We start from the raw sequence: 16,171 nt of genomic DNA on the forward strand, positions 1-16,171 counted from the left end.
AGCTAGAGCACATAAATATGGTCAGTGACATGGCTGACACCTGGTGTACTCCAGACTGACACGAGCGCCTTGTCATGTTCAGACCAGCTATTGACTGTGCCCGTTAGCACCACATCGGATTCGATGACTTCCACTTCTATGGCCGATTTCATTTTTCGGCTTTGTCGTGCCAGCGCAGTTTCGATGTCTTTTTTCACAGAGCCAGCCAGATTTTTCGGAGTCAGGCGGATCTCATTTGTGACTCCCCGTACGCCGGCCAGGTAACACAAGGCTTCAGTCGCTGCGCGACGCTGGTAATCAAAAGCAACCTCACCTGTTAAGTAGATCCAGCCCATAGCCACTTTGAGTTCGATACCTTGAGGCGGAATATGACTGGACCATTGCAATACAGCCTCGGCCACTCGGGTTAAATCAACGTCCTGATACACATGTTGGTGGGGCAAGGACACTACAAGTTGATTATCCAGCGATTGTACTCCATAGACTCTGTGCACTGCAGATTGAGCGTGCCACAGTTCAGCCAGAGACGATACTCTGCCAGATAAAGTCACAATGCCGGCATGCACTAACACCAAAATAGAGTCAGACTCTACTGCACTGTCCCACCTCAATTCCGCCTCAATATCTGTGGTCAATTGTTGATCTGATTTCATCGATTCCATTCCTGATACTTTGCCTGGTTATGCTGCTTAGTTATGCTGCTCCGGCAGACCCCATAATAAGCTGGCAAGTTCGTCAGCATGCTGTTCTTCCGTTTGTAAGATCTTCTGGATCAGCAGTGTACTGGTTGGGTCATCACTGCCGATAAACTGCAACACTTCTCTGTAATGATCTATCGCAACCCGCTCTTCAATCAGGTTTTCTTTCATCATTTCATATAGGTTTTGCCCAGAGCCAAAAATTGACTGACTCCGTTCTATCAAACCCTGAGGTGAAAAATCAGGCTCACCTCCCAGTTGTACTATGCGGGCAGCGAGCCAATCCACATGTTGCAACTCAGCGTTGGAATGCTGCAAAAACTCCGCTGACACTGCGTTGGCATGAATACCTTTAGCCAGAAAATGATGGCTGCGATAACGCAATACACAAGTCAGTTCTGAAGCTAAGGCAGAATTCAATAAATGCACCAACTCACCCCGCCCGGCTTGGTAACCATGGGTAACAGCACCCGCTTCCAGATGTTTTCTGGCGTGCTGGCGTAATTGTTTATGTTCGGTCATTTGCTTAGTCATCAATATTTCCTTTTGGATGCTCTGAATTAACTTAATACAGCAGAATCAAACTCAATGTTCGCTAACGCACTCAGGTAGCGCACAAATTCTGTACTTCTTACCCGTCTTCTTTGCGCACAGCAGTGATCCGGCAGCGGCAGGAACCTAACTGTGGCATTGCTGCACAGAGTGAATTCTGCTCACTTTGTGCCAGCAGCGCTGTACTGCATCCAGATTGAGTCCGCTAAAATTTACGGTTGCAAAGTTCAAATGTAGACCGGGTTGCCACCAGAGCTACCTGCTCTGGCAGTTATCCGCATCACAAGGTCACTGCTTACTCAGAGTGCTGCAGCTGTTGTATTGGCAATAATGACTTCCACTCTGCGATTTTGCTGACGACTGCTGGCTGTATCGTTATCAGTGACAGGTGAATGTTCACCTAAACCTGATGCATTCAAGCGATTCGACGCTATTCCCTGATTCTCCAGATAACGTCGCACTGAGTTAGCGCGCCGCTCTGACAAACCTTGATTCGAATCAGAACTACCAACGCTGTCAGTATGGCCCTCAATCTTTACAGTGCGCTCTGGATAACGGGTCAAGAAAGCAGAGAGTTTCGACAAGTTAGTCCGGGAAGCATCTTTGAGCTCGGCACGGCCTGTATCAAAAAGCACATCGCCCAAAGTCACAACCCAGCCCCTTTCGGTTTGTTTTGCGTTGAGCTCGCTAATTTCTCGCTCTAACTCTAAAGCCTGTTGTCTGGCCATTTCCGATTCAGCCTGAGCTGTAGTTGCATCCTGCCTGGCTAATTTAGCGTCATAACGGGCTGCATCTGCCTCCTGAGTTCTGGAATTCAGACGGGCATCCGCTTGTTGTTGTCCCAAGCTTTTGTATTGATCTTCCAGATAACTGGTCTGTGCCACAGCCTTCGCAATATCCACTTTTTTGTCTGCCAATTTGACTCTGTAGATGGCCAGAGCTTTGTCTTTCGTTGGTTGCTCTGCTGTGACGACAGCTGTAGTCGCCTGCTGTACCGGCAATACAGCCCTGTTTGTCATCGCCGGGTCGGCCTGCAAGGCCGTTAGTTTTTGTCTGACCGCATAAGATCCCTCAGGTTTAACTACTGTAGCGCTACAACCGGATAAACCCATAACACCAGCGATTAGGACAAGAATTGGCGTTGTACTTGTTGTAATTTTCATTGCATTTGTCCTGTTTTACGTTGCATTTCCAGCCTTAACACATCGATATTTTTTTGCATATCGTCGATAACAGCTCTTATTTTTCCCTCTCCCGCCCGGGCAGAAGCCAGTTCAGCACCCGCTTTAGATAACTCGGCATAACGACTCGCTGCCACCATATCTTCATTCTGAACAGCAGTGCGCGCAGAGACTAAATCTGCTCTGGCCTCCAGTAATTCAGGCAATGCATAATCACTGGCTGTGATGCGCTCAGCTGCCGCTATGGCTTGTTCTGCTGATTGGATCTGCCCTGTCGGTGCTTCAGGGGCTGAAGCACAAGAAGCCAGCAGCGCAGTCAGACTGATGAGCACTATAGTCTGGCGAACAGATGGGTAGAGGTTTGAGGCATACGAAAATACATTCGTGGATAAATACATGGTAACTCCCTGATCATTAATCAATAAACAACACCAAAGGACAATTCTCTTGCTGAAATTCAGCCGGGTACTAGTCTGACTGTGGTTGCATTCTGCCCCCTCAGCTCAGTGTTATCGGTGCGCCAGCGCGCACAAAATCACATGACTGGAACTGATCAAAAAAATGAAGATGTAAAACAAAGTGAATACACAGCTTTGTGTTACGGCCCACATACAGTCCAGTTTCGACCCTGTACTCTGCTTCCTCACTCTGGGCAAAAGGATTTGACGCTAAGATTTTTTCAAGGACCAGATTTCTTCTACTCTAAAAGGATGCATGTATGTCAAATCATATCGATGGCGCAGCTCAACATATCAGCACTAGTGGCCCGGCTTTAACCGATGAATTCCACAACTTTATTGCTGACATCGAAGACTTACTCAAAACCACAACTTCTTTGACAGGAGCAGAATTTGAGCAAGCAAAGAAAAAGCTGACTGAGCGAGTGGCAACAGCCAAAGCCTCAGTGGAAGGGATAGGACAAAACTTTGCTGCCAAGGCACGACACTCAGCAGAAGTTACAGACCGTTACGTGCACCAGCAGCCTTGGCAATCTATTGCTGTTTGTGCTGCAACAAGCTTCGTATTGGGTGCTTTTATCGCTCGCTACAGCGGTACAGCGGCTAAATAATCTGAAGCCGGGATAAGCCGCGCCACTGAATAGGCATCTTTTTACTCCTCTGTGCGTTGCTCTGTCTGGCCATAGCTTGCTACGACGAACGACAAAGCGCCTTGGCTCCATAAGAATCTGCATATTCCGTCAGCAACGACTTGTGCTGCTTTGAGCAACAATCTTACTTCGTTGATTTAATTCGTTAAATCGAAAAAGGCCGGCACTCTTTATCCCGAGTTTTATCCCGAGTTCAGGTTGAATAATTCAGCCCCCATCCACTCAGGACGCAGTTTTTATATCCTGAAATAAGGCGGGTAAATATACCGACCAGTTTAAGGTCGGTTTTTTCATCGGAGTTCAAATGTCAATACCTGAAATGGAACATGCCTCTGTTGGTTTTGATCCTGCACCTTGGCTTTGGTTGCTCGATAAAGCCAGTCCACAACTGCTGACTCAATTGGGTTTACATAGCCAGTTAATCCAACTGGAATGGCAGCAAGAAAAACGTCGTTTGCAGTGGATTATGCTTGTAAGCGCTCTGAGCATGAGTTTTGTGTTGCTCGCTTGCCTGTTTGCAGGCTTTGCACTGCTTTACCTGAACAGGTTTAATCCACACTTCAGCCTCTTTGTTTGGCTTTTACCTGTGGTATTTATCTTGCTTGCAGCCAGCTGTTTTTTTCTAGTCCAGCAACTTGGCAAAAAAGGTCAGAGCGCCTTTAGTGCTTGTTATGAGGAACTAAAAACTGACCTACAACTTATCAGGCGCCAGCTATGAGTACAGAGCAGTCACTATCCATCCAGGTCCAGATCCTGCTGCTACGGCAGAGAATAAAACAGCAACGCCTTTTGATCCAACAACTTATCGAGCCGCAACACTCAAAAGACGCCGATCCCTTTCCCCGAAGTTTAGGGATGAGGTTGTTACAAACTCAACTTGCGGATTCAGCCCCTTGGCTGGTGCGGCTGAGCAACAAAGTTCAGAGCAAAGAATCGGCCTTGCTCTGGTCTGTCGCTTTGAGGTTGGCGCAACACTGGCTACAGAAAAAGCGTACGACGCAGCAATGACAGCAGTTTTAGTCTTTGAATTGAAAACTCAATTCAATAATCTTCAGCCTTATGTACGGCGACGTACAGACTTCTAAGTCCAAACCGCATAAGCTGGCGTCGATCGGTCTTGATCGCTAACTTATACATGGAGTTTTTGATGTCTGATATAAAAGGCCCGCAACAGAATCACCTACTGGCCGCCCTGCCTGCCGACGCGCAGGATAGACTCTGTCCACATATGGAGCTGGTTGAATTACCTTTAGGCAAAGTTCTCTATGAATCCGGTGATACATTGCGTTATGTCTACTTCCCTACCAATTCGATCGTCTCCTTGTTGTATGTGATGGAAAGTGGCGCTTCCGCCGAGATCTCGGTGGTAGGTAATGAAGGGTTGATTGGTGTCGCACTTTTTATGGGGGGCGAAAGTACAACCAGCAGAGCCATAGTGCAGAGCGCTGGCCAGGCTTATCGTTTATTAGGCCAGCGCTTAAAAGATGAATTTAATCGCCACGGTGCTTTGTTGCATACCTTACTCCGCTACACTCAGGCACTTATTACTCAAATGGCACAAACTGCGGTTTGTAACCGCCATCACTCTATTGACCAACAATTATGTCGCTGGTTGCTGCTGTCACTCGACAGACTGGACAGCAATGAGTTGGTGATGACACAAGAATTGATCGCCAATATGTTGGGGGTGCGCCGAGAAGGCGTGACTGACGCGGCCGGACGTTTACAACGTTTGGGAGTGATTGATTATCACAGAGGTCATATAAAGGTACTTGATCGTCCAAAACTGGAGAGCTTAAGCTGTGAGTGTTATGCGGTAGTCCGCAAAGAGTCTGACCGTTTGTTACACTGGGCTAAAAGCACAAAAAGAACCTGATTGTGCTGTGCTGCCTGACGTTTTCTGCGCTTTTATTGCTATGGTTGTGACTCCCGCCCTCCTGGATACAGTGCCTCAACTGCGGTTGTGTGAGTAAGCCTGCGCCACCTATCTCACCTGAACCCGCGATAAGTAGCACGGGACTGCATGAACATCGTTTTGCGCCTTTGAGCTTTGATGCGCGAGGCAAAAAGTTTAGTGCTGTGGCGAACAGAAATCTGCAATCAAATCAAACAGAATGCTATTTATTCCTGTTAAATAAGGCGTATCAGATGCAACGAGCCCCACCACAAAATAAACTTTTGCAACAATTGTCCGATCAAGATCTGCAAAAGATCATACGGCATGGCAAAACTATCCAAATGGAATTTGGACAATTGCTGTGCGAGGAAGGAAAAGACTGTGGTTTTGTTTATTTCCCTTTATCAGGTTTTATTTCCATTCTGACCTCAATGCAGCATAACCAAGGATTAGAAGTAGGTTTAATTGGTAATGAGGGCATGTTGGGAGTGTTGTCTAGTATTGGTGTGCATCTATCTCCAGTACAAGCCGTAGTTCAGGGTAATGGCACTGCTTTACAGATCGAGACTCAGGTCTTTACTGCAGAGTTAAAAGATAGCTCTACATTGCAACACCTAATGCAACAGTATCTCGCGTTTTATGTAATACAACTGACCCGTTTAGTCTGCTGCAATCATTATCATGAAACTGAACCCCGCTTAGCCCGCTGGTTATTGATGACCCATGACAGAGCTGATGGCGATCAGTTTTTTCTGACTCACCAGTACCTGGCTTCGATGTTGGGGGTAAGGCGCAGCAGTGTGACCGAAGCTGCAGGGGCGCTACTACAAAAAAATATCATCGATTATCACAGAGGCCAAATTCATATTTTAAATCGCACAGCACTGGAGAAGGTAAGCTGCAGTTGCTATCGCGACTTGCTTGATAAACAACAACTTTTTTTACCCGATTTACCTAGTGTACAGACTGACTTCGTTCGTTAACGAACGGAAGCAACCCTCAGAATAAGGCAGACTTGAGTTCCGGTATCATGCCGCTGTGCCGGCAGCTCAGGCGAAAGCCTCAAGGAGTTCTCAGTGAATTACAATGATAAAGATCAGTACGGCATTTATAAAAGTACCAGCCCATTTCAACATGATAACAACGGACCTGGCCCTGGTCTGATGGGCGCGGAAACCCTGATAGGCAATGATGTTTATAATCACCATGAAGAAAAAATCGGTGATATCAAAGAACTAATGTTAGATATGAAAGCTGGCAAGGTCAGCTATGCCGTGTTGTCCTTCGGATCTTTTTTAGGCATGGGGGAAAAACTGTTTGCGGTGCCATGGAGCTCATTAGTTCTGGATACCGAACACAAAAGATTTAAACTGAATGTCAATAAAGACAAACTGGATAACGCGCCAGGTTTTGATAAAGACCACTGGCCCGATATGGCTGACAGCAGCTGGCAGGAACTGATCCACGGTTACTACCAGAGTAGCAACTCCTGACACAGCTCTTGATGAACAACTGCCGATAGTCAAATCACTCAAACTCTGCCCCTGATTTTGGGGCTTTTTTCGGTTCTATCCACACCCGGGTTACTTAAGTTTTAGCCTCTGGCCTCCAGCTGAGTTCTGCAGCGTTAAGAGAGTTGGCTCTGAGTACGTCAACGCACAGACCCTGATCAGCTCTTACTCCAAAGTAACTACCTCTTTACCGATCCGGAGTACCACATGTTAGAAACAATTGTTGCTGTGCTGGTCATTTTATGGCTGTTGGGCATGGTGTCATCTTACTCGTTAGGGGGTGCATTGCACCTTTTGCTGGTTGTGGCATTAGTGCTTTTTATACTGCGCATAGTACAAAGACGCCGTCTTTGATCACTTCAGCCCAGTCTGGCCTTTTATGAACTCAGCTTGCTTTGAACCAGACTCTTTCAAGCACCTGAACTCAGTTCAACTAAAATCAAGGAACTACAACTGATGACGATAAAAGCTTTAGTAACTGCTGGCCTGCTGGCAGTAACAGTCCTGGGCAGCCTGAGCTGTGCCTCCAACCGCACCTCGGAAGGAACGGGTGAATACATCGACGACACAGTGATCACCGCTAAAGTAAAAGCAGCCTTTTTAGCAGAAGCAGGTTTAAACGTTGCGGAAATCAACGTGGAAACCTTCAAAGGCGTGGTGCAATTAAGTGGCTTTATTCAGTCACGTACTGACGCCAACCGCGCCATTGTGCTGACGCGCAGCATAGCCGGCGTTATGTCGGTTCAAGATGATATGCAAATCAAATAAGCTTTTGGTTCGTTTAGCGCGTCAGCGCACCGAACTGATTTCCTATCCGGTTTATGGTAGTCAAACGTTATCCCCCGCATGCCTTGCACCATTGCAACAGCATGCTGGCCCAGGAGAATACTTATGACTTCATCTAAACAGAACATAACTAGCATCAGTCTTGCAAGTACAAGAACTTCGGCAGCAAGCACCAAAGTAGTAAATCAACTTCAAACCTCAACAGCAGCTAGTTCGCAAAAGAGTCTGGTTAACGGAGTAACAACGCCACAACAAGACAAAGTAGCAGAAGATGCCTGGCAAAAACGCCTTGGAGCGGCCCAAAAAATGTGGACCAAGCTGTCTCAAAGTGAGTTAAAAAAATCAGCAGGCGCAGCTGATAAATTAGCTGAGCTGGTACAAAAACGTTATTCCATCAGTCGCCCTGACGCTGACAAACAAGTGAAAAAATTTATCGATAATCGCGGTTAATCTTGCCAAGGAGAACACTATGAAACGACTCAACAAACAACACTCAACAGCGCTGGTTTTGATGTTAGCCAGTGTGTCAGTCCCTGTGATAGCTCAAGACAGCAAAACGAGCCAGCAACTACTGGATGCGCGGCTGGAGAGCCAAATTCAAACCACATACCAGCTCAGCCCTTATTTACGCCACGATGATATCAGTGTCGCTGTCACAGAGGGCAAAGCCACTATCAGTGGTAGAGTAGAAAATGATGTAAATAAAGATTTAGCCACTGAAATTGCGCAAGGCGTCAAAGGTATAGACGACGTTGATAATAAGATGATCACCGAAGATAACTACCAAACCCCCATCAGGAAAGACGGCACAAGTTATGCTGAACATATTGATGATGCCAGTGTAACAGCGGCGGTCAAATCAAAGTTAATGTGGAGTCGCTATATCGATAGCGGCGATACAAAAATCACCACCAAAAAAGGCATGGTCACCTTAACCGGCAGTGCGCAAACGAAGGAAGCGGTTGAGTTAGCTGGCAACCTGGCGATAACCACCAGAGGTGTAGTCTCAGTGGACAACAAACTAACAGTAGTCGCGGATCCGGATAACGAATCCAAACCTGGCACAGTGATCGCCGATAGCTGGATCACCACTAAAGTGAAATCCACTTTGATGTATTCGAGTAATGTCGACGGTTCCGACATAGCTGTCAATACGAACAAAGGTGTGGTTACGCTTGATGGCTTGGTTGATAGTGGTTCTGAAAAAGCGCTGGCTGTGCAACTAGCAGAGAATATTAAAGGTGTGCAAAGCGTGGATGCCGCAAGCCTGACCTTTAAATAAAAGCATGTTCCGATTTTGCTTGCACAGCTGCATCAATGGCCCAAACCAGCAGCTGTAACAGCAGTGAATTAGCTACAGCTCCAATCCAAGCCGTAGCTATTTTTTTTGTTTTTCCTTGCTATTTGTCCTTGAAAACCTGACGTTTCCTCTATTCTTCATAAAAATCAGTCCACTCACCTGATAAAAAGCTTAAGCGAACTGGAAAGGCACTGCTAATTGCTGCAGTATAAAAGCTATTATTTGCTTAACTCTGTATCTAGGGAAGCTAGAGTGCCTGATAGTTTAAGTTTATTACCCGCTGTAGTGGCTATTGCCGTCGTTATTTGGCGTAAAGAAGTCATTTTGGCACTGATTTTAGCCGTCTCTTGTGCTGAAGTTTTACTTTATCTAAAACAACCTGACTTGAGCCTGTTTGGCGCCCTGTTACAGGGTCCAGTGCAAAGTCTGGAGCGAATCATTTCAGTCACCTCTTCCGCCGATAACAGCAGAATTTTGTTATTTTCATTGCTGATAGGCGCGCTAATGGCCTATATGCGCGATTCTGGTGGCGTCTCAGCTATGGTGAACTGGTTTATTCGCAAAGGCGTAGCCCGGACTAAACGCCAGGCTGGTTTTATCAGTTATGGCATAGGTATTTTGGTTTTTATTGAATCCAACCTGAGTGCTTTGACGGCTGGCATAGTATCCCGCGGTTTATACGATAAGTTTAAAATGAGCCGCGCCCGTCTGGCTTATATTGTAGACAGCACCAGCGCTCCTATCTGTATTTTAATCTTACTGAATGGCTGGGGCGCTTATGTACTGGGACTGTTAAGCAGCTATAGCTTGCCAGAATCTGCAATATCCGTGTTAATTGGCAGTATCCCACTTAATTTTTATGCGTTATTCACCTTGATAACGGTGTTTTACACCATCTATACCGACAAAGTCTATGGCCCGATGAAACAGTCTGAAATCGAGTTAAATTCAGTATCGAATCAGAGTGATTTGGAGATAGCGCCAACCACATCTTCGCTGATGCTGGTGCCACTTCTGACACTGGTTTTAGGTATGGTGGCTTTTATGTTCTGGACTGGCAATGGCAATTTGGTGGATGGCTCAGGCGCCAAAGCGGCGTTGTACGCAACCACCCTGGCTTGTGTCGTCGCTTATGGTCTGATGATTTACAGCACAAAATTCAACCATCAACAGTTGGTGATTATGGGCTTTAAAGGCATGAGTGAGTTGTTACCTTTAGTTAGTATCGTCTTGCTGTCGCTGGCTCTGGGTAGTGCGATGAAAGATCTTGGCACTGGGCTTTATGTTGCATCTTTTGTCAAAGAATCCACGCCACTGGTACTTATTCCCGCCTTGCTTTTTATCGCTGGCGCTGTTATTTCCTTTACTACAGGCACTTCTTGGGGCACTTTTGCCATTTTAATCCCTATTGGTATGCCACTGGTGGAAATGCTGGGCTTACCTCCTTCTCTGCTGCTGGCGGCTATTTTAAGTGGTGGGATTTGGGGTGATCATTGCTCGCCTATTTCCGACACCACGGTAGTCAGCTCCGTCGCTGCCGGTTGTGACGTGTTAGAGCACGTAAAAACTCAACTGCCTTATGCTCTGTTTTGCGGTGCGCTGGCGCTGCTGGCTTTTTTAATCAGTGGCTGGTTGATGATAGGCTAACGATAGACAAACACAGCAAAAACGGGATGATCATCAGATGAAAATACCAGCCTTAGTCACTTTTAGTTGCTTTTTACTGGTGTCCTGCGTCACTACAGTACAGCAAAAAAAAACAGCGCCGCAGGCCGCAACTGACACTGCAAAAACACTGGATAAGATTAGGGTTGAGCCCCGCCAACCTGCAGATATTATCAATCTTCTGGAGGTGACAAACCAGCTTCAAATCGCTATGGCTTTTGCAGGCAACAATAACTTTACTGGCAAAACAGTGCCAGGTTATCAGGCAAATAGCTGCTTTCTAACCAAAAATACTGCCGAAGCTTTGGCTCTCGTGGCGCAAAAAGCACAACGTCTGGGTTATCAGCTGCAATTACTGGATTGTTACCGTCCCCAGCGCGCATCCAATCACTTGATGTTATGGAGTGCTGACACTACAGATCAAAGCACCAAAGCATCTTTTTACCCCAAACTGCAGAAAAATCAGTTGAGTCCCACTTTTATAACGGCCTATTCAGACCATAGCCGAGCTTCTGCCGTGGACCTTACCTTGTTGCAAAAAAATGCTGCAGGCCAATGGCAACAGCTTGATATGGGAGGCTCTTACCTATTATTCGACAGCATCTCATATTCAGACAGTACAGCAGTGAACGCACAACAAAAAGCCAATCGTTTGTTACTCAAAGATCTGATGCAACAACAAGGCTTTATCTCGTATGCAAGAGAGTGGTGGCATTTTAGCTTGACTGCTGAAAACTACCCTACGACCTACTTTGATTTTCCGGTGCAATAACCAAGGATGTCGAATGCCAGCTCAGCGAGTTATAGTCCTTTGTGTTTTTGCCTTATCTATCCTGGCCTGTACCAGCAGTCCTGCAGATAAAGCACAGCATCTGACACAAGAAGAATTGCAATCACAGTTAGTAGCGCAGTTACAACAAGCACGGCTACCTGCTGAGGCTCTCGCTTATGTAGCCTATCCTTTAACCAATCCGACAGAAAAAGTTAGTTATCAAGCGGAAAAATCTATGCAACCCGCATCGACCATGAAGCTGCTGACCAGTATCACTGGGCTGGAGCTATTGGGTGCTGCCTATCGCGGTAAAACTCAGTTACTAGCTTATGAGCAGGCACAAAAGCAAATGCGGCACCCCTTAGTACTTCAAGGGGTCGCAGATATGGATTTGACGCTGCAGCAGCTTTGGTTCTTGCTACAGCAGGCCTATGACTTGGGCATAAGGCAGATACCGGCAATTCATATCGACCGCAGCTGGTTTAATCCAGCCCGTCAAGAGCTCAGCGCTTTACCTTTTGATGAAACTCCACGTGAATATTACAACCTATTGCCAGACGCTTTGTTTTTACAGCGGAATATGTTGGGGATCAGCCTGAAGTCCACTGCAGAACAGCTTTCTGGGCAATTTTATCCGTCGCTGCAAGGTCTTGAACTGATCACGGACCAGGTTCAGCTGACAGACACAGCCTGTTCAGACTGGTATCCAGATCTGCACCAACTGGCCTTTAAACGTCAGCCTCATGCAGTGCAATTGGTGGTACAGGGTAAGTTTCCAAAAAACTGCCACAACTATGATTATTTACAACTGATCAACAGAGTCGATTTCACCCGTTTAGCGATTCAGCAGCTATGGCAGCAAATCTCCGGACAAATAGCAGTCCCTGTGCTGGAGCAAAAGGCCGCTGCGGCCACAGTGCTGCTTGCTGAGCACCAAAGTCGTACCTTGGCTGAAGTACTGAGGGATATCAATAAGAACTCTGACAATGCCCTGACGCGCCAACTGTATCTGGCAATAGGAGCACACCAAGGCGCAACAGAAACTGAATTGACCGCCATCACTTCTGAGAAACACATTCGTAGTTTTATCCGTAAATTAGCTTTGGACGATAGCAGCCTAAGCTTAGAAAATGGTTCTGGTTTATCAAGAACTGAGCGCATCAGCCCACACTTGTTGGCGGCCCTGTTACAGCATGCATTTCGGGCACAGTATCAGCCGGAGTTACTGGCAAGTCTGCCCCTGGCAGGAGTCGACGGCAGCTTAAAACGACGTTTAACCCAAGCCCAGACCCTAGGTAAAGCTCGATTAAAAACCGGCTCTTTGAGAAATGTAGTGGCGCTGGCTGGTTTTGTTACAGACCAAAGCGGCCGGGTTTGGGTAGTGGCCAGCTTTATCAATGATCCCAAAGCGGCCAGAGCGAGGCATGTGCTGGATAGCTTGATCGAGTGGATCACCAAACAAAGCGATAAAATAATCTACGATAACACAACCGATCTGGTGTAGCCCCTGACTTCATGATAACCTTGTTGATAACTATTCTCATCTAAATGTAATTAATGGAGTCTGCGATGAAAAGTTCAGTATTAGTTTTAGGTTGTGTTGCCTTGATAGCCAGCTCTTTTGCCATATCCGCTCTGGAACGGCCAGATCATTTCAAAGGCAAAGAAGCCAAAACTCTGGCGGAAGCTGTGGTTAACTTTAAAGAAGCAAATCAACGTTTTGCTCAGCTGCAATCTGCCAAGCTTACCCCTGAGGCTATGGCTGAAATTCATCAGCTGACCTACAGCATGGAAGTAGCGTTGGAAAAAATTCATCAGGAAACAGCCCAACTCAAAGTGGTGTTGGAAGAAGTGCATATTGCTTCTGAAAAAATGGATGTCAGCACGGTACAGCAACAAGGTGCTTTATATCTGAAAAATGCCACTACATTGGTAAAGTAAAGCTGAATTAAAGAAACAGGGCATCAGACTGCTGCTGATGCCCCTGCAAAAGCTATTCAGACTTTAAACTTAGATAAGACGGCGCTAAAATTTTCCGCTATTTGCTTAAGGCCCTGACTTGAGTCTTTCGTCGTGGCGCTATGCATTGCATTTTGCTGTGCCGCTGAGTGAATATGACTGGTTTTTTGATTTACAGCATCAGCCACATCACGCTGCTCGGCTGCGGCCGAGCTGATTTGTGCGTTCAGTTGGTTGATTTCTTCAATAGCTTTTAGTACCAAGACCATTGCATTATTGGCCTGGCTTGCTTTGATTTCATTATCTTTTACTGTGTCCTGTGCATTAGTGTTTAACAGCTGAACTTCGGTCACCCCTTGCTGCAATTGCTCTATCATGCGTTTAATTTCACCAGTAGAGGACTGAGTGCGGCCAGCTAGCAAGCGTACCTCGTCAGCAACCACACTAAAACCGCGGCCTTGCTCCCCAGCCCTGGCTGCTTCGATGGCAGCATTTAAAGCCAGCAGATTGGTTTGCTCCGCTATGGTATTGATGACTTCCAGTACTTTACCAATTTCAGCGCTTGAAGCCGATAAAGTTGCAATTGAACGTTGCGAATGCTGAGAGTCCTGAAGCTGTTGTGCAGCATTTTTCACCGCTGCGTCCAAGGTTTTCATTGCGCCTTGAGTCAACTTTGACGCTTCAACGCTGGCATGTTCTGCCTGCTCCGCATTTTGCGCCACGACAGAAGATGTTGTAGCTAACTCATGAATGGATGACGCTGTTACTTCAATATCACTGGTCTGTTTTGCAACTTCAGCACTGGACTCTTCGGCAACCTTGGTTAGTTCGACAGAAGCTTGCACCAAACCATGGGTCATGGATCTCAGTTCAACTATAGTCAGGCGCAGTTGCTCGAGCAATTGATCAAAACAGCGGGCCATTTCACCAAACTCGTCACTGCTGTAATTGGAAAAACGCCGGGTTAAATCACCCTCGCCTTCAGTAATAGCTTTAATAGCACGTATGGTGTCATTGACTCGGGTCACTACTATGCTATGGGTCAGCCAGTACACTACAAGCAGAAGAATAATGGCACCTACAGCTATAGCGACTGACCGTTTAATTACATTGTCGCGCACTGCGGCATTTAACTCAGCATGGGAATATGCCGAGACAATTTGGTAACCCCAAGGGGCGAATTGTGCGGTTTGGATAGACCAATCCGGATTTTTTGTTTTCAGGATTTGTTCCAGTTCTGATGCCTGAATATGACTGGATTGAGCGCGAATAGCACCGTTCCTGTCGAGCAAGGCAACAAAACCTGAATCAAGTAGACGGCTGGACGCCAATAACTGTTGCAGAGACTCTAAATCGGCTTTGTAGCCAACATATCCTATACCGACCACTGCACCTTGTGCGTTGAGTAATGGTTCATAACCAGTCACAAAAGGGTTACCCAAAATATCCACAGAACCGTAAAATGCTTTACCTTGCCTTATCGCAGCTATAGCGGCACCGGTCGGCGCCAGCAGAGTACCAGTAGCTCTGCCCTTGTCTGTCACGACATTAGTGGAGATACGAACAAAATCTTCTCCTGACCGGCTAAAAATAGTAGCTGTCCCACCCATAATGCTTGTAAGGTCATCGACCAGCTGGTAATTGTTCCCCTGAGCTGCAGTGCCTAAAAGTAAATCAGGAACCTGTTGTGGACCAAAAGTTAAATCATCGCCCTGCGATACAGCTCCCATTTCAGCAATACGACGGAGGAACAGTTTCATGCTGCTTTGAACCTGTTGGCTCAGCAAGCTGTCAGTGATGGTCAGGATATTGGTGATTTCCCGATTCAAACGGTCTTGGTCTTGGTTGACGGAGCTTTCTATTTCTTGATATTTAGTGAATGAAATCAGAATGATAGAGGCTAACATTGCCAGTAAAACCAGGCCTGTGAGTGTTAACATAAACTTGCGCTGTACTGACATAGGGCCCCCTCGGTGTATGTAAATTGCTTCGACTAAAAGTGATTTAAATCAAAGCTGCATGAATAGCCTAGTCGGTAATGAGTACAATGCCATTCTTACCGACTATTATGTATAGCTTGTATCTATAGCTTGTGTTGAGGGGCAAGGCTATAAAAAAGGCCAGTCAATAAGACTGGCCTTGCAAAACCATGCAAAGCAGGGTTCTGCTGTTTCAGGACATTCTTTTTAAAGAATGTTAACCCAAGTTTCGTAATTAAAGTCCGTTTTATTACGAAAGCTTTAGTCCGGTCGCACCCGGACTAAAACGTGACTGAGCCTGAGGCCTTGCCTGACTTATTCAAATAAGAAACACTGTTTATTGTTATTTAAACATATTTCACTTTTATCAAATAATCAATCAAAAAACCAAAAACTCTTTCATAAATTTCATTTTTATCAATGTAACCGTTCTCAATATTAAAAGAGTATGCCAGAACCAGAACAGAAACAGAACGCCCCTTTTAAAAAAAGGTCACAGAAAAATAGATTTGATTAACCTGAACTCGGGATAAAGAGTGTCGATTTTTTTTGATGTAATGAATTAAATCAACGAAGTAAAACTATTAGGTCAAGCAAGCAAAGTCTTTGCTGACTGAATGCACAGATTTTGTGGATCTCAAGGCGCGAAAAGATGTCTATTCAGTGGCAAGGCTTATGTCGAGTTAAGGTTGATTATCCAACAAGTTTGCATTAAATCCCGACTTGCCTCGCTTGGTTTAAATAAGCTTTGATACAAAGGCAT

At 46.1% G+C, this 16,171-nt stretch carries 19 protein-coding genes; 14 read left to right on the forward strand and 5 right to left on the reverse strand.

What is annotated here, in order from left to right; all coding sequences use genetic code 11:
• Nucleotides 1-2: 2 nt before the first annotated feature.
• From EMM73_RS15330 to EMM73_RS15345, 4 genes are all read right to left on the reverse strand, one after another.
• Nucleotides 3-653: a BON domain-containing protein gene (locus EMM73_RS15330; RefSeq protein ID WP_186435253.1), complete on the reverse strand. Its 651-nt coding sequence runs from the start codon at nucleotides 651-653 to the stop codon at nucleotides 3-5.
• Nucleotides 654-689: 36 nt separating this feature from the next.
• Nucleotides 690-1,232 carry a ferritin-like domain-containing protein gene (locus EMM73_RS15335; RefSeq protein WP_127687681.1) on the reverse strand — a complete coding sequence of 181 codons (543 nt, stop codon included), beginning with the start codon at nucleotides 1,230-1,232 and terminating at the stop codon, nucleotides 690-692.
• Between the two features lie 317 nt (nucleotides 1,233-1,549).
• Nucleotides 1,550-2,413, reverse strand: a complete 864-nt coding sequence (locus EMM73_RS15340) for an OmpA family protein (protein ID WP_127687682.1) — start codon at nucleotides 2,411-2,413, stop codon at nucleotides 1,550-1,552.
• Entirely contained in the window at nucleotides 2,410-2,829 is a 420-nt protein-coding gene (locus EMM73_RS15345; protein ID WP_127687683.1) for a DUF4398 domain-containing protein, read from the reverse strand. The genes EMM73_RS15340 and EMM73_RS15345 overlap by 4 nt, the downstream gene beginning before the upstream one ends.
• A gap of 320 nt (nucleotides 2,830-3,149) precedes the next feature.
• On the opposite strand from EMM73_RS15345, the gene EMM73_RS15350 reads away from it, so the two are divergent.
• The 14 genes from EMM73_RS15350 (at nucleotide 3,150) to EMM73_RS15415 (ending at nucleotide 13,411) form a co-directional block, all read left to right on the forward strand.
• Nucleotides 3,150-3,500: a DUF883 family protein gene (locus tag EMM73_RS15350; protein WP_127687684.1), complete on the forward strand. Its 351-nt coding sequence runs from the start codon at nucleotides 3,150-3,152 to the stop codon at nucleotides 3,498-3,500.
• 343 nt (nucleotides 3,501-3,843) lie between these two features.
• On the forward strand, nucleotides 3,844-4,257 hold the full coding sequence (locus EMM73_RS15355; protein ID WP_127687685.1) for a phage holin family protein: 414 nt from the start codon (nucleotides 3,844-3,846) through the stop codon (nucleotides 4,255-4,257).
• The gene (locus EMM73_RS15360) at nucleotides 4,254-4,547 is read left to right on the forward strand and encodes a hypothetical protein (protein ID WP_127687686.1); all 294 of its coding nucleotides are present in this window, start codon (nucleotides 4,254-4,256) and stop codon (nucleotides 4,545-4,547) included. The genes EMM73_RS15355 and EMM73_RS15360 overlap by 4 nt, the downstream gene beginning before the upstream one ends.
• A 139-nt stretch (nucleotides 4,548-4,686) precedes the next feature.
• Nucleotides 4,687-5,415, forward strand: coding sequence for a Crp/Fnr family transcriptional regulator (locus EMM73_RS15365; protein WP_127687687.1), 729 nt, complete (start codon nucleotides 4,687-4,689; stop codon nucleotides 5,413-5,415).
• Between the two features lie 272 nt (nucleotides 5,416-5,687).
• Nucleotides 5,688-6,419, forward strand: coding sequence for a Crp/Fnr family transcriptional regulator (locus EMM73_RS15370; protein WP_127687688.1), 732 nt, complete (start codon nucleotides 5,688-5,690; stop codon nucleotides 6,417-6,419).
• 93 nt (nucleotides 6,420-6,512) lie between these two features.
• Nucleotides 6,513-6,929, forward strand: coding sequence for a PRC-barrel domain-containing protein (locus EMM73_RS15375; protein WP_127687689.1), 417 nt, complete (start codon nucleotides 6,513-6,515; stop codon nucleotides 6,927-6,929).
• Nucleotides 6,930-7,154: 225 nt separating this feature from the next.
• Complete coding sequence (locus EMM73_RS15380) at nucleotides 7,155-7,301, forward strand: lmo0937 family membrane protein (protein ID WP_127687690.1); 147 nt, start codon at nucleotides 7,155-7,157, stop codon at nucleotides 7,299-7,301.
• Between the two features lie 102 nt (nucleotides 7,302-7,403).
• The gene (locus EMM73_RS15385; protein ID WP_127687691.1) at nucleotides 7,404-7,715 is read left to right on the forward strand and encodes a BON domain-containing protein; all 312 of its coding nucleotides are present in this window, start codon (nucleotides 7,404-7,406) and stop codon (nucleotides 7,713-7,715) included.
• Nucleotides 7,716-7,838: 123 nt separating this feature from the next.
• Nucleotides 7,839-8,183, forward strand: a complete 345-nt coding sequence (locus tag EMM73_RS15390) for a CsbD family protein (protein WP_127687692.1) — start codon at nucleotides 7,839-7,841, stop codon at nucleotides 8,181-8,183.
• A 19-nt stretch (nucleotides 8,184-8,202) separates the two neighbouring features.
• Nucleotides 8,203-9,015 (forward strand): BON domain-containing protein, encoded by an 813-nt coding sequence (locus EMM73_RS15395; RefSeq protein WP_127687693.1) that lies wholly within the window; start codon nucleotides 8,203-8,205, stop codon nucleotides 9,013-9,015.
• A 270-nt stretch (nucleotides 9,016-9,285) separates the two neighbouring features.
• Nucleotides 9,286-10,680: a Na+/H+ antiporter NhaC family protein gene (locus tag EMM73_RS15400; protein WP_127687694.1), complete on the forward strand. Its 1,395-nt coding sequence runs from the start codon at nucleotides 9,286-9,288 to the stop codon at nucleotides 10,678-10,680.
• A gap of 37 nt (nucleotides 10,681-10,717) precedes the next feature.
• A complete protein-coding gene (locus tag EMM73_RS15405) occupies nucleotides 10,718-11,470 on the forward strand; it encodes a M15 family metallopeptidase (protein ID WP_127687695.1) in 753 nt (250 codons plus the stop codon).
• 13 nt (nucleotides 11,471-11,483) lie between these two features.
• Nucleotides 11,484-12,974 carry a D-alanyl-D-alanine carboxypeptidase/D-alanyl-D-alanine endopeptidase gene (gene dacB, locus EMM73_RS15410; protein WP_127687696.1) on the forward strand — a complete coding sequence of 497 codons (1,491 nt, stop codon included), beginning with the start codon at nucleotides 11,484-11,486 and terminating at the stop codon, nucleotides 12,972-12,974.
• A gap of 65 nt (nucleotides 12,975-13,039) precedes the next feature.
• Nucleotides 13,040-13,411, forward strand: coding sequence for a DUF6746 family protein (locus EMM73_RS15415; RefSeq protein ID WP_127687697.1), 372 nt, complete (start codon nucleotides 13,040-13,042; stop codon nucleotides 13,409-13,411).
• Between the two features lie 56 nt (nucleotides 13,412-13,467).
• Here EMM73_RS15415 and EMM73_RS15420 read toward each other — a convergent pair whose 3' ends face one another.
• Nucleotides 13,468-15,390 (reverse strand): methyl-accepting chemotaxis protein, encoded by a 1,923-nt coding sequence (locus EMM73_RS15420; protein WP_127687698.1) that lies wholly within the window; start codon nucleotides 15,388-15,390, stop codon nucleotides 13,468-13,470.
• Between the last annotated feature and the right edge of the window lie 781 nt (nucleotides 15,391-16,171).

The organism is Rheinheimera sediminis, from assembly GCF_004005375.1.
GTDB lineage: Bacteria > Pseudomonadota > Gammaproteobacteria > Enterobacterales > Alteromonadaceae > Pararheinheimera.